This window comes from Gordonia sp. SCSIO 19800 (genome assembly GCF_018132775.1).
Taxonomy (GTDB): Bacteria; Actinomycetota; Actinomycetes; order Mycobacteriales; family Mycobacteriaceae; genus Gordonia; species Gordonia hongkongensis.
This window is the reverse complement of record NZ_JAGRQM010000023.1, coordinates 41,296-55,089: the sequence shown is the minus strand read 5'-3', so window position 1 is coordinate 55,089 and position 13,794 is coordinate 41,296. Positions and strand designations below refer to the sequence as shown.

12 protein-coding genes and 1 tRNA gene are annotated in these 13,794 nt (G+C 67.6%); 10 read left to right on the top strand and 3 right to left on the bottom strand.

Annotated elements, in window-relative coordinates; genetic code table 11:
- The first annotated feature begins 155 nt into the window (after positions 1-155).
- The 3 genes from KB201_RS20895 (at position 156) to KB201_RS20885 (ending at position 2,122) form a co-directional block, all read left to right on the top strand.
- Entirely contained in the window at positions 156-650 is a 495-nt protein-coding gene (locus KB201_RS20895) for an FBP domain-containing protein (RefSeq protein ID WP_065630688.1), read from the top strand.
- Positions 651-1,065: 415 nt separating this feature from the next.
- Positions 1,066-1,494, top strand: coding sequence for a nitroreductase family deazaflavin-dependent oxidoreductase (locus tag KB201_RS20890; RefSeq protein WP_065630635.1), 429 nt, complete (start codon positions 1,066-1,068; stop codon positions 1,492-1,494).
- Positions 1,495-1,573: 79 nt separating this feature from the next.
- A complete protein-coding gene (locus tag KB201_RS20885) occupies positions 1,574-2,122 on the top strand; it encodes a dihydrofolate reductase family protein (RefSeq protein ID WP_211540293.1) in 549 nt (182 codons plus the stop codon).
- A gap of 6 nt (positions 2,123-2,128) precedes the next feature.
- Here KB201_RS20885 and KB201_RS20880 read toward each other — a convergent pair whose 3' ends face one another.
- A complete protein-coding gene (locus KB201_RS20880) occupies positions 2,129-2,563 on the bottom strand; it encodes a DUF309 domain-containing protein (RefSeq protein WP_211540292.1) in 435 nt (144 codons plus the stop codon).
- A gap of 153 nt (positions 2,564-2,716) precedes the next feature.
- A tRNA-Leu gene (locus KB201_RS20875) sits at positions 2,717-2,802 on the bottom strand.
- 277 nt (positions 2,803-3,079) lie between these two features.
- Between KB201_RS20875 and KB201_RS20870 the strand changes: the two genes are divergently transcribed.
- From KB201_RS20870 to pknB, 7 genes are all read left to right on the top strand, one after another.
- Positions 3,080-4,408, top strand: coding sequence for a DUF3662 and FHA domain-containing protein (locus KB201_RS20870; protein WP_165629289.1), 1,329 nt, complete (start codon positions 3,080-3,082; stop codon positions 4,406-4,408).
- Positions 4,409-4,630: 222 nt separating this feature from the next.
- A complete protein-coding gene (locus tag KB201_RS20865; protein WP_058253019.1) occupies positions 4,631-5,095 on the top strand; it encodes an FHA domain-containing protein in 465 nt (154 codons plus the stop codon).
- Positions 5,092-6,606 carry a PP2C family serine/threonine-protein phosphatase gene (locus KB201_RS20860; protein WP_068971405.1) on the top strand — a complete coding sequence of 505 codons (1,515 nt, stop codon included), beginning with the start codon at positions 5,092-5,094 and terminating at the stop codon, positions 6,604-6,606. The genes KB201_RS20865 and KB201_RS20860 overlap by 4 nt, the downstream gene beginning before the upstream one ends.
- A complete protein-coding gene (locus tag KB201_RS20855) occupies positions 6,603-8,036 on the top strand; it encodes an FtsW/RodA/SpoVE family cell cycle protein (RefSeq protein WP_211540291.1) in 1,434 nt (477 codons plus the stop codon). Before KB201_RS20860 ends, KB201_RS20855 begins: the two co-directional genes overlap by 4 nt.
- Complete coding sequence (locus tag KB201_RS20850) at positions 8,033-9,532, top strand: penicillin-binding protein 2 (RefSeq protein ID WP_065630651.1); 1,500 nt, start codon at positions 8,033-8,035, stop codon at positions 9,530-9,532. Before KB201_RS20855 ends, KB201_RS20850 begins: the two co-directional genes overlap by 4 nt.
- Positions 9,529-10,896 carry a protein kinase gene (locus tag KB201_RS20845; protein ID WP_211540290.1) on the top strand — a complete coding sequence of 456 codons (1,368 nt, stop codon included), beginning with the start codon at positions 9,529-9,531 and terminating at the stop codon, positions 10,894-10,896. Before KB201_RS20850 ends, KB201_RS20845 begins: the two co-directional genes overlap by 4 nt.
- Before the next feature lie 91 nt (positions 10,897-10,987).
- A complete protein-coding gene (pknB, locus tag KB201_RS20840) occupies positions 10,988-12,934 on the top strand; it encodes a Stk1 family PASTA domain-containing Ser/Thr kinase (RefSeq protein WP_211540289.1) in 1,947 nt (648 codons plus the stop codon).
- Positions 12,935-13,094: 160 nt separating this feature from the next.
- On the opposite strand, the gene KB201_RS20835 is transcribed toward pknB, so the two are convergent.
- On the bottom strand, positions 13,095-13,754 hold the full coding sequence (locus KB201_RS20835; protein ID WP_159369730.1) for an aminodeoxychorismate/anthranilate synthase component II: 660 nt from the start codon (positions 13,752-13,754) through the stop codon (positions 13,095-13,097).
- Positions 13,755-13,794 lie beyond the last annotated feature (40 nt).

Sequence of the window (13,794 nt, the reverse complement as noted above, 5' to 3'; positions counted from 1 at the left end):
GTGTGTCGCCCTCCGGGCGTGAGGAGGTCGTCGGCGTCGTGCGCGCCGACGGTTGATTAACCCGCTCCGATCGGCGCGCGTCCCCGCAGTTGTGGACCGCGCCGGTCGAATCGTGCACTCTTTTTCCTCCTCCGACACCTGAGGTGTATCCACTCATGCATTCCTTGACCGAAACCCAGATCCGTTCGTCGTTCGTCAACGCCTCGCTGCGCGAACGCAAGAGCGTGACCCTTCCACCCGACTTCGACGACTTCGACTGGGAGCGAATCGATTTCGTCGGCTGGCGCGACCCGAAACTACCGATGGTCGGATACGTGGTCATCCCGACCGACGACGACGTCGTGGGCATCATGCTCCGTCTCGGTGGCCGCCAGCCGCGAACCCGGCCCCTGTGCTCGTTCTGCGAGGACGTGCACCTGCCCAACGAGGTCGCCTTCTTCAGTGCGAAACTCGCCGGCGCCGCGGGACGCAAGGGCAACACGGTCGGGACGTTGATCTGCTCGAACTTCGAGTGTTCGGCGAACGTCCGCGCTAAGCCGTCGGCCATCTTCTCCACAGACGACCCCGAAACCGTTCGGCAACAACGCATTCAGGCATTGCGGAGCCACCTCTCCGGCTTCGCAGCGCGGGTGGCGAGCGGCGACAGCTGACGCGCGCCACTGCTCCCCGAGCTGAGAGCCGCCGAAGTTTACGGAGCCGTGTCATCCCGCCCCTGAGCAGCGAGCTTGCGAGCGTATCCCCCGCGCCCTGAGGAGCGAGCTTGCGAGCGGACCCCCGCACCCTGAGGAGCGAGCTTGCGAGCGGACCCCCGCACCCTGAGGAGCGAGCTTGCGAGCGTCACGAAGGGTCTTGGTGAGATGCGTGGCAGACCCTTCGTGACGCGCCCTCCGCAAGCTCCGGGCGCTCCTCAGGGAGCAGAGCGGGACAGTGGTTCCGCGGCTCTTTCGGATCAGGGAGCAGAACGGGCCAGCGGGCCTGCGTGTTTGTCGACTAGAGGGAGCGTGGGGGTGGGACCGGGTGTCCGCTGAGCTTTTGGCCGACGGTCAGAGCGGCGATAGTGGACCCATGACGTCGCTGTTCATCCGAGCGCTGCAGACCCACCAATGGCTCTACGAGCATTCCGGCGGACTCGTCGGCCACCGGCTGCTGATGGGCAATCCCACGCTGCTGCTGCGCACAATCGGCCGCCGCACCGGGGAGGCCAGGTGCAATGCGCTCACCTATGCGCGCGACGGCGAGGCCTACCTGGTGGTCGCGTCGAACGGCGGATCGCCGCGACCACCGGGGTGGCTCGCCAACCTCAAGGCGCACCCCAACGTCGAAGTCCAGGTGGGTCGTCGTCGGATTCAGGTCACCGCGCGGGCGACCTACCCCGATGACCCGGACTACGCCCGGCGCTTCGTTCTCGTCGATGAAGTCAACAAGGGTCGCTACGCCGGCTATCAGAAGAAGACGACGCGCCCACTCGCCATCGTCGAGCTGACGCCGCGCTAACAGCGTGCCGTTCCGATGACTATCGACCGGCCCGCCGGTCGGTATCTGGGAGACAACGTCAACGACCCCCGGGAGAAGCATGCGCACGCTGGCGATCACCCAGAACATGACGCTCGACGGTTCGATCGAGATGTTGACCAACTGGTTCGACCCGACCGTCGAGGCGCCGGACCTCATGGCCGAGTCCCACCGGCAGGACGCCGAGGCCGATGCGCTGCTCGTCGGCCGGCAGACCTTCGAGGACTTCCGCGGCTTCTGGCCGCACCAGACCGACGACGCCACCGGGATCACCGACTATCTCAACACCGTGGACAAGTACGTGGTGTCGAGCACGATGACCGACCCGGAGTGGCAGAACTCGACGGTGCTGTCCGGCGATGTCATCGACGAGGTGACCGCACTGAAGAACGCCGACGGCAAGGACATCGTCGTGACCGGCAGCATCAGTCTCTGCCACACGCTGATCGGAGCCGGTCTCGTCGACGAATACCGGTTGTTCGTCTACCCGACCGTCCAGGGGTCGGGAAGGCGTCTGTTCCCGGACGGCCTGGAGGTCCCGACGCTGCGGCTCGTCGACACCAAGAGTTTCGAGCTGGGCGTCTCGCTGCTGCGTTACCGAACGGTGTGACCCTGTTCAGGCCGGCTCGGAGTTGATCTCCGCGAACGCACGGTCGCGGATCGCCGCGAGATCCATCCCGTACGTCAGTCCGTGAGACTGCTCGTACTCCTCCAGCCGCGCAGCCGCCCGGTCGTAAAGTCGGCGGGCGCCGACGGCATTGCCGCGACGATGGTGCGTCAGTCCGACGCAGAGCTGGGCCAACCCCTGCCACAGCGGACGCTCTTCCGGCGGACACGACTTCCAGCGGGTCTCGAACACCTCGTGCGCGGAGAACGGCCGCCCGTCGTCGAGCAGTTGGCACGCGAGCGCGATCGTCTCGTCGGGCGGCAACGGCTCCTCGGACACGGGTTCGACGCCCCGCTCGCCGTACGGCAGCGGCCGCCCCAGCTCGTCGCGCGGCCGGGCCTGACGGGCGCGGCCATCGGGGTCGCGATCGCGGTCGTCGGACACCGAGCACCTCCTGGGCCGTGTGATCGCATCCTGTCGGTCAACCGGTCTCACGCAGTCGACGCAAGATCTGTGAACGACAGGACGGTACCCATCTGAAGGGTCCGGAAACGAGAAAAGTCAGGCTGCCGTGTGCAACCTGACCTTGTCCGCTCATGGTGGGCGAAGGGGGACTTGAACCCCCACGTCCCGAAGGACACTGGCACCTGAAGCCAGCGCGTCTGCCATTCCGCCACTCGCCCGTGGCCACCGATGTTCCGGTGGGCATGTCGTCGAACTGGGTGTGTCCGGCGACTGGACGACGATAGCAGCACGCCACCGCCGAAACAAAACTCGATCTCCGACGTTGCATTTGTGCAGTACGTCGGGTTACGTCAGATGCCGAATACACACCATTGGGACAGGTGTTGCAGACGGTGCACCAGTTGCCTTGGTGGCACAGTTGGCCGTTGATGTCGCTATCATCAAACAAGGCCAGATGCACGGCGACACGCTCTATTGCCGCGAAAGGAGGTCTCGGTGGGGATCCTGCAACGACTGGAACGCAAGCTCGAAGGTGCAGTTGACGACGGTTTTGCCCGTGTCTTCGGTGGTCAGGTGGCCCCGCAGGAGATCGAGAACGGGCTACAGCGAGAAGCCGAGGAGTCGCTCGAGAACCTCGGTGACGGTACGGTCCTTGCGGCCAACAGCTACACCCTGCTGTTCAGTCCCACCGATCATCAGCACATCGCTGCGGAATACGAGCTGAACCGCAAGACTTTCTCGAAGCATTTGGAAAACTTCATCAAGGACAACGGGTGGCAGACCTACGGCAAGGTCGTCGTAGAGTTCGAGCAATCGCCGTCCTTGCACACGGGGATCTTCCGCGCACGCGGCACGGTCAACCCGGACGCGCGGCCCCGCCCGGTGGCAGCACGTTCGGAACAGCCGCACGGTGCACCGGTCCCCGGCCCGCCGGCCGGACGCCCGGCCCCTGTTCCCCCACCTACCGACGCCCCCGACCAAGGAGCCCCCAAGATGACTCAGAATCCCGGATACGACCAGCGCAGGGGCGCCGATCCCGCGTACGACCAGTACGGCCAGGGATCGGGACAGCAGGGCGACCAGGGTTACGGCCAGCAGGGCTACGACCAGTACGGTCAGCAGCCCGGTTACGACCAGGGATACGACCAGCAGGGCTACGACCAGCAAGGCTACGACCAGGGTTACGGCCAGGGTTACGGCCAGCAGCCCGGCTACGGACAGCAGGGTTACAGCCAGCAGGGCTACGACCAGCAGTCCTATGGCCAGCAGCCCGGCTACGGACAGCAGGGATACGACCAGGGCTACGGCCAACAACCCGGCTACGACCAGGGTTATGGCCAGCAGCCCGGCTACGGCCAGCAGGGATACGACCAGGGCTACGGCCAGCAGCCCGCCTACGACCAGGGTTACGGCCAGCAGGGCTATGAGCAGCAGGGCTACGGCCAGCCGGCCTATGGCCAGCAGCCCGCCGGGTACGACTACCAGGGCGGTTACGACCAGGGCTACGGCGCGGGCCGGCCGGCAGCGGGGTACGCCCCGTCGTCGATCACGCTGCTGCTCGAGGACGGCAGCAACCGCACCTTCCAGCTGCACGAGGGATCCAATGTGATCGGCCGCGGACAGGACGCGCAGTTCCGTCTTCCCGACACCGGCGTTTCGCGCCGGCACGTGGAGATCCGCTGGGACGGCGCGACCGCCATGCTCACCGATCTCAACTCGACCAACGGCACCACCGTCAACGACCTCCAGGTGAACACCTGGGAACTCGCCGACGGCGACCGCATCCGCGTCGGACACTCCGACATCACCGTTCGGTTCCAGTAGACCCGCATACGCCGAGCGCACGCCCACCGCGGGCGCGCGGCAGTCGACACCGGCCAGAGACCACTCCGGCCGGTTGATACTGAACTGTCATATCCGAATGACCGGGTTCGGCGGATCTGCCCATAAGATGCAGTCGGGTCCGCTCCTTTCGATCGGCGGTCCGACGACTGCTGCCGCGGGTACGACCCGACCGAGACGGAACGCGCTGGAGGTGAACACGACATGCAGGGCTTGGTGCTGCAACTGACCCGCATCGGGTTCCTGTTGTTGCTCTGGTTGTTCGTCTTCGCAGTGATCCGCACCCTGCGCGCCGACATCGCGTCGGCCGGCGGTCTGCGTATGCCCCGGTACTCGGGCGGCTCGGAGAAACGACGCCGCGGTGGTGGCGTCCGCGGCGCGGCCCGCTATCTCGTGGTGACCCACGGTGCACTGGCGAACACTCGGATCAGCCTCGGCCAGCAGCCGGTCCTGCTCGGACGCGCGGACGACTCGACGCTCGTGCTCACCGACGACTACGCCTCCGAGCGGCATGCGCGGCTCTCGCGACGCGGCGACGACTGGTACGTCGAAGACCTCGGCTCCACCAACGGCACCTACCTCGATCGGTCCAAGGTGACGACCGCGGTCAAGGTGCCGCTGAACACGCCGATCCGCATCGGCAAGACCGTGATCGAGTTGCGCCCGTGACACTTGTGTTGCGCTACATCGCGCGCAGCGACCGCGGTCTCGTTCGGTCCAACAACGAGGACTCCTTCTACGCGGGTCCGCGCCTGCTCGCACTCGCCGACGGCATGGGCGGCCACGCGGCCGGCGAAGTCGCCAGCCAACTGGTCATCCGCGCGCTGAGCACGCTCGACGACGACGAGCCCGGCGGCGACCTGCTCACCCAGCTCGACAGCGCCACCCGCGCCGGCAACGAGGCGATCGCCGCGCAGGTGCAGGAGTCACCCGAACTCGACGGCATGGGCACCACGCTCACCGCGATCCTCTTCGCCGGTAGCCGAATCGGGTTGTGCCACATCGGCGATTCCCGCGGCTACATGTACCGCGACGGTGCCCTGACCCAGATCACACGCGACGACACGTTCGTCCAGACCCTCGTCGACGAAGGTCGGATCACCGCCGAACAGGCACACACCCACCCGCAGCGTTCGCTGATCATGCGTGCGCTGACCGGCACCGAGGTCGAACCGACCCTCACCATGCGGGAAGCGCGCGCGGGTGACCGGTACATGCTCTGCAGCGACGGCCTGTCGGACGTTGTGACCGAGGACACCATCGCCGAGACCCTCGGCTCCATCGCTGACCCCAAGGAGTGCGCGGACCGCCTCATCGAGCTCGCACTGCGCGGCGGCGGCCCCGACAACGTGACCGTCGTCCTCGCCGACGTCGTCGACACCCAGTACGGCGACTCGCGACCGATCGTCGGCGGGGCGGCCGGCGGCAACGAGGAGATCTACACCCCCGATCCCGCCACCGCCGCGGGACGCGCCGCGGCACTACGCCCGCCGCCTGCCGAACCGCAGCGTCCGACGGTGCTGACCGAGGACGAGCCCCCCGCCAAGCAGAAGAGCAAGTACCGCCGCTGGATCGTCGCCGGAGTCGCGCTGGCCGTGATCGCCGCGCTCGTCGTCGGAATCTTCGTCGTCCGCGCCATCGTGCGCAGCAACTACTACGTGGCCGCCGACGACACCGGCGATGTGCTCATCTACCAGGGTTCACCGGAGAAGGTCTTCTTCCTGTCGATGAGCAACCCGGTGCAGCGCGTCTGCGTCGAAGATCTCGACCAGGCGGAACCGAGCTACACGTTCATCTCCTACGACGCCTCCTGCGAGTTCCCGCTCAACGTCGACGACCTGGTGTCGGGACCTGCCCAGTCGGTCAAGAACGTGATGATCCGGAACAAGAGCGAAGAACAGATCCAAGGCGTCGTCACCGACGAGCTCACCTTCCGCTGCGACAACGCACCCTCGTCGCCCTCCCCCGCGCCGACTCCCCCGGCACCGGCACCGTCGGAGTCGACGCCGAGCACCGATCCGTCCGCCCCGGCACCCCGCGCCACCGCGGCGCCGGCACCGGGCATCCCGCAGCAGGGCGCCACCGAATCGGTGGCACCGTCCACCGGCAACGCCGGGCCGGCCGACACGCCCGCACCTGACCAGGACGCCGTCACGAGCTGCCGGCAGCAGGTGAGATGACTCAAGCCGCGCCCGCCCCGCACGCCCCGCCACGCCAACCCGCCACGAGCACCGGCCGCAACGCCGAACTGCTGCTCCTGGGATTCGCCATGGGCCTGGTGACGGTGGCGCTGCTCATCGTCCAAGCCGCCCAGGGCCAGAACCTGACCTGGGACATCCTCAAGTACGTCGCCGCGTACACCGCACTGTTCGGGGTCGCCCATCTGGTGGTTCGCCGCTACGCACCCCACGCCGATCCGATCATGCTGCCCGTCGTGGCCGTCCTGAACGGTCTCGGCCTGGTCCTGATCCATCGTCTCGACCTCGGCACGGGCAACACCGGGGAGTCGGTGAATGCCACCGAGGCGACCCGCAACGCCGATCAGCAGTTGCTGTGGGCAGTGCTGGGCATCGTGGCGTTCTCCGCGGTGCTCATCCTGATCCGCGACCACCGGACACTCTCGCGGTACGCCTACACGCTCGGCCTCGGCGGACTGGTCTTCTTGATCATCCCGGCGATCCTGCCCAGCGCGTTCTCGGAGATCAACGGGTCGAAGAACTGGATCATCACGCCGTTCTTCTCGATCCAGCCCAGTGAGTTCTCCAAGATCCTGATCATCATCTTCGCGGCCGCGGTGCTGGTCTCCAAGCGTGATCTGTTCATCACCGCCGGTCCGCACGTGCTCGGTGTCGACCTCCCGCGCGCCCGTGACCTCGGTCCGCTGCTGGCTGCCTGGGCCATCGCCATCGCCGTCATGGTGGTCCAGAAAGACCTGGGTACGTCGCTGCTGATCTTCGCGACCATCCTGACGATGCTCTACGTGGCCACCTCGCGCGTCGAATGGCTGGTGCTGGGCATCGGGCTCTTCGCGATCGGCGCGGTCTTCGCGTGGTCGATCTTCTCGCACCTGCAGACCCGGGTCTCGGTGTGGCTGAACCCCTTCGAGGACTTCGACGGCTCGGGCTACCAGATCGGGCAGAGCCTGTTCGGTCTGGCCACGGGCGGACTGTTCGGCACCGGACTCGGTTCGGGCCGGCCCAACATCGTGCCGTTCGCCAACACCGACTTCATCATCTCGACCATCGGCGAGGAACTCGGCCTGGCCGGCCTCACCGCGATTCTGCTGCTGTACATGATCTTCATCCACCGCGGTCTGCGGACCGGCATCGCCGTCCGCGACAGCTTCGGCAAACTCCTGGCGACCGGTCTGGCGTTCACCATCGCGATGCAGATCTTCGTCGTCGTCGGCGGCGTCACCAAGTTGATCCCGCTGACGGGTCTCACGACGCCGTTCCTGTCCTACGGCGGATCGTCGCTGCTGGCCAACTACATCCTGGTCGCGTTGCTCATCCGGATCTCGAACGCCGCGCGGGAACCCGATCCCGGGAAGAAGCGTCCCGCGGCCAAGCCCGTCGAGGCACTGCCGACGCAGGTGGTGAAGCGTCGATGAACAAGCCGATCCGCAATGTGTCGATGGCGGTGATCGTGATGATCATCGCCCTGCTCGCCAACGCCACCTACGTGCAGGTGTTCAAGGCCGACGCCCTCAAGACCGACCCCCGCAACAATCGGGTGCTGCTCGACGAGTACTCCCGGCAACGCGGCCTGATCACGACCGCTGACGGCACGGTGATCGCGTTGTCGGTGCCGATCGAGAGCCGCCTGAAGTTCCTGCGCCAGTACCCGCGGGAGGGCGCCGAGGCGTTCGCCCCGGTCACCGGTTTCTACTCGTTCCAGTACCTCGCGAGCCAGATCGAGCACTACGAGAACAGCATTCTCAACGGCTCCGACGACCGGCTCTTCGGTCAGCGGTTCATGGACATGTTCTCCGGGCGCGACCCGCGCGGCGGCAACGTCGTCACGACGATCAACCCCAAGGTGCAGCAGGCCGCGTACCAGGCCATGCTCAACGGGCCGTGCGACGGTCCGTGCCGCGGGGCCGTCGTGGCGCTGCAGCCGAACACCGGCAAGATCCTGGCGATGGTCTCGACGCCGAGCTATGACCCCAACCGGCTCGCGAGCCACGACCAGGAGGTCCGCGAGAGCAGCTGGGAGGCGTGGAACCGGCCCGGCGACACCGCGCAGCCGATGCTCAACCGCGCGATCAGCCAGCTCTACCCGCCCGGCTCGACCTTCAAGGTCGTCACCTCGGCCGCGGCCCTGCGCGACAACATCACCCCGGGCATCCGCCTCACCGCAGCTCCGACCTTCCCGTTGCCGGGCACCGACGTCTCCCTCCCGAACTACGGCGGCGAGACCTGCCCCGGGTCGTCGGGCGGAACCGTGTCGCTCGAGACGGCGTTCAAGTACTCGTGCAACACCGCCTTCGCCGAACTGGTGACCGAGAAGATGTCCGACGCGATCCCCAAGTTCACCGAGACCGCGAGCCTGTTCGGCCTCGACCAGCCCGGCCCGGACATCCCGATGCCCGTCGTCGACTCGACGGTCGGGCAGATCCCGTCCCTCGACGTCCTCGCACAGGCGTCCATCGGCCAGCGTGACGTCCGGCTCACCCCGCTACAGAACGCGATGATCGCCGCGACGGTGGCCAACGGAGGTGTGCGCATGCAGCCGTACCTGGTCGACAAGTTGCAGGCCGCGGACCTGCGGACCCTGCAGACCACACCGCCGACGACGGCCAACAAGCCGATCACGCCCGAGCAGGCCGCCGAGCTGACGTCGATGATGATCGAGTCGGAGCGGTCGACGGCCGGCGCGGGCGGCCCGGTGTCGATCGCGTCGAAGACCGGTACGGCGGAGAGCGGATCGAGCACGGACACCCCGTTCTCGTGGTACATCGCCTTCGGACCGTCGTCGAACGCACAGATCGCGGTGGCCGTCGTGGTGGAGAATGGACAATTCGGCGCGGACTCGGTCGGAGGGACCGTCGCGGCGCCGATCGGACGAGAAGTGATCAACTCACTGGTGGGAGGTGGCAGTCGATGAGCCTGCAGAACGGCACCACCATCGGCGACCGGTATCGACTCATCCGCCTGATCGCCACGGGCGGCATGGGCCAGGTGTGGGAGGCGCTCGACACGCGCCTGAATCGTCGCGTCGCGGTGAAGGTCCTCAAGGCCGAGTACACCAGCGATCCGGAGTTCATCGCGCGGTTCCGCGCGGAGGCCCAGACCACCGCGAAGCTGAACAACCCCGGGATCGCGAACGTCTTCGACTACGGCGAGACCCCGGATTACAACGGCGGCGACCCGCTCGCGTACCTGGTGATGGAACTCGTCGACGGTGAGCCCCTGAACTCGGTGATCTCCCGCCTCGGGCGGTTGTCGCTGACCAACACCCTCGACATGCTCGAGCAGACCGGCCGGGCCCTGCAGGCCGCGCACAGCCAGGGTCTCGTCCACCGCGACGTCAAACCCGGCAACATCCTGATCACCCCCGTCGGCCAGGTGAAGATCACCGACTTCGGCATCGCCAAGGCCGTCGACTCCGCCCCGGTCACCAAGACCGGGATGGTCATGGGTACCGCGCAGTACATCTCCCCCGAGCAGGCCACCGGCGACGAGGCGACCGCGGCGTCGGATGTCTACTCGCTCGGCGTCGTCGGCTACGAGGCCCTCACCGGGCGTCGTCCGTTCCTCGGCGACGGCGCGATCACCGTCGCGATGAAGCACATCCGGGAGGCACCGCCACCCCTGCCGACGAACCTGCCGTCCGGGGTCCGCGAGCTCGTCGAGATCACGATGGCCAAGGACCCGCGGCAGCGCTACGCGAACGGCGGCGAGTTCGCCGACGCGGTCGCCGCCGTGCGTGCCGGGCGTCGTCCGCCGCGACCAGGTGCGATCGCCGGTGCCGCGGCAGGCGCAGCGGGAGCCGCCGCGCTCGGCGCCGCAGTCGCTCGTGGGGCCACCCCGACGGGTGCGGCCTCGCGGCCGGTGACCCCTCGGCCGACGTCGCAGACCGCGGTGGCGCCACCGCCGCCGGACAACAGCTGGACCACCGGTCAGAAGGTCCTGGCCGGCATCGCGGCCGCCCTTCTCGTCGGTGCCATCGGGCTCATCGGGTTCTATCTGGTGAACAGCGGGAACGGGGACGCGGCGACACCACCGCCGCCGTCGACGACGGTCGTCGAGACCACGACCGCGGTGGAACCGACCGAGGAGCCCGACGAGCCGACCACGACTCGACGTACGACCCGTACGACCACCAGCGAAGAGACGACCAGCGAAGAGACGTCGACGGAGACGACCACGCCGCGTCAGCAGACCGACACCTCCGAGCCGCCGCCGGACCCCGGTGCCGCCACCGGAACCCCGTGTTTCCCCGGCGTACCGTTCTCACCGCTGTGCTGATGGTGCTGTGTGTACGAGCCGTGCGTTTGAGCCGATAGTTTCCGATTGACCCGTTCTGACCATAGATCCTGAGGGGCAACCACCGAGGCCGATGTCGACACCACACCACCTCTCCGACCGCTACGAACTCGGCGAAACGCTGGGTTTCGGTGGCATGTCCGAGGTGCACTATGCGCGCGACCTGTTGCTGCACCGCGACGTCGCGGTGAAGGTGCTGCGTGCCGACCTCGCCCGTGACCCGTCGTTCTATCTCCGGTTCCGCCGCGAGGCCCAGAACGCGGCGAAGCTGAACCACCCCACGATCGTGCAGGTCTTCGACACCGGCGAGGCCGAGACCGAGGACGGCCCGTTGCCGTTCATCGTCATGGAGTACGTCGACGGCGACACCCTCCGAGATGTGTTGCGCGCCAACGGCCCCATCTCGCCGCGACAGGCGATGACGTGGATGGCCGATGTCGCCGCGGCGATGGACTTCTCGCACCGCAACGGGATCGTCCACCGGGACATGAAGCCGGCGAACGTGATGATCGACAAGTCCGGCGCCGTCAAGGTCATGGACTTCGGCATCGCCCGCGCGATGAGCGACTCGACGTCGACGATGACCCAGACGTCCGCGGTCATGGGTACGGCGCAGTACCTGTCGCCCGAACAGGCCCGTGGCATCAAGGTCGACCCGCGCAGCGACATCTACTCGATGGGGTGCGTGCTCTTCGAGCTGCTCACCGGCGAGCCGCCGTTCACCGGGGACTCGCCGGTGGCGGTGGCACACCAGCACGTGCACGAGGATCCCCCGTGGCCGTCGCACGTCCGGCCGGAGATCCCACGCGAACTCGATTCCGTCGTCCTGAAGGCGATGAGCAAGAACAAGGACAACCGGTATCAATCAGCGGCCGACCTGCGCGCCGATCTGATCCGGGTGCTGGCCGGTGGCAAACCGTCGGCGCCGATGCTGCTCTCGGACGAGGAACGCACCGAGTTCATCGACACCGGACCGCGCCGGCCCACCCGGACGGAGACGACCGGTCCGCGTCGGCCGATCGCGGGCCGCACCTCGAACGGCAACGGCGGAAACCACCGGCGCGACGAGGACACCGAGGAGACACCCCGACGCCGCTCACGGCTCCTCATGGCCGGCGCGCTGCTCGCCGTCGTGGTGCTCGTCGGTGGTCTGCTCCTGTGGTCACCGTGGCGTTCGGGGTCGGCGCCGCAGGTGTCGGTGCCGGCGGTCTCCGGACTCAGCTCCGACGACGCGCAGGCCTCGCTGGAACGGGCCGGCTTCGAGGTCCGCGTGCTGGAGGAACCGAGCCTCGACGTCGGTGTCGGTCTCGCCACACGGTCGACCCCGGGTGAGGGCGTGATGGCGGCCGAGGGCTCCGAGGTCGCGCTCTATGTCTCGACGGGTCCTCAGCGTGTTCGATTGCCGTCGGATCTCGTGGGCAAGACGCCGGCCGAGGCGTTGGATCAGCTCAAGGTGCTCGGGTTCACCAACGTGCGAACCGACCGCGTGGACTCGACGACCGAGATGAAGGACAAGGTGGTCTCGACGGCACCGGCCGTCGGCGCCGAGGTCCCGGTCAACGGTGCGGTCGTCGTCAACGTCGGCAACGGCCCGCGCGAGGTGACGGTCCGCGATGTCGTCGGCATGTCCGAGAGTCAGGCACGAGCCGTGCTGGAAGAGCTCGGGATGATGGTCGTCGTGGTCGCGGCCGACTCCGAGCGTCCGGCCGGAGAGGTCATCAGCACCTCACCGGGTCCCGGGTCGACCACCGAGCAGGGCAGCACCGTGCAGATCAGCGTGTCGCGGGGCAACCTCTTCACCGTCCCGAATCTCCGGGGCAAGACGCCCGCCGAGGCCCAGGCCGATCTCGAGCGGGCCGGCTGGGAGCGGTCGACGCTGACGCGGCAGACCCGCAACGTGCCGCTCGGCAGCCCCGACGACGGTCGCGTCGTCGGCCAGGAGCCGAATCCCGGGTCCCAGGCCCGCAAGAGCGGTTCGATCACGATCATCGTCGGCCAGGCGAGCCTGCTGCCCAACTGAGCTTCACCGCTGGTTGAGCCGGCACCGAGCGGAGCCGCCGGGCCGAGCAAGCGACGAAGGAGCGCGTCGAGGTCGAGGAGCCGAGTCTCCGCTGGTTGAGCCGGCACCGAGCGGAGCGAGGAGCCGAGTCGAAACCACTTCGGTGACCTCGCCGCCGAAGTCAGCCGACCGCGGTCGCCATCTCGGCTTCGAGGGCGGCCACGCGGGTCTCGTCGATCTCGATCCCACATGTCTTGAGCCAGTTGGCGAGCATCCGGTGACCGCCCTGGGTCAGGACGCTCTCCGGGTGGAACTGCACGCCGTGGATGGGTAGTTCACGGTGGGCCATCGCCATCACGATGCCCGACTCGGTGCGTCCGGTGACGACGAGTTCGTCGGGGATCGTCTCGGGGAGCACCGTCAGCGAGTGATAGCGCGTGGCGGTGAACGGATCCGGCAGTCCTTCGAGCACGCCCGCGTCGTCGTGGAAGACCAGTGAGGTCTTGCCGTGCAGGAGTTCCGGTGCGCGGTCGACGGTGCCGCCGAACGCCGCACCGATCGCCTGGTGTCCCAGGCACACACCCAGCAGCGGCAGTTCCCGTTCGGCGGCGACACGGACCATCGGCATCGTCGCGCCGGCCCGCTGCGGCGTGCCGGGACCGGGGCTGAGGAGGACGCCGTCGAATCCGGCAACGGCCTCGCTCAGATGGTCGGGATCAGCCGGGGAGAGTTGCGGGTCGTCGTTGCGCCACACGACGGCCTCGACGCCCAGCTGGCCCAAGTACTGGACCAGGTTGTAGACGAAGCTGTCGTAGTTGTCGACCACCAGAATGCGACTCACGCGAGAAAGGCTACCGCCGAAGCGGGTGGTCGGCGTCGGC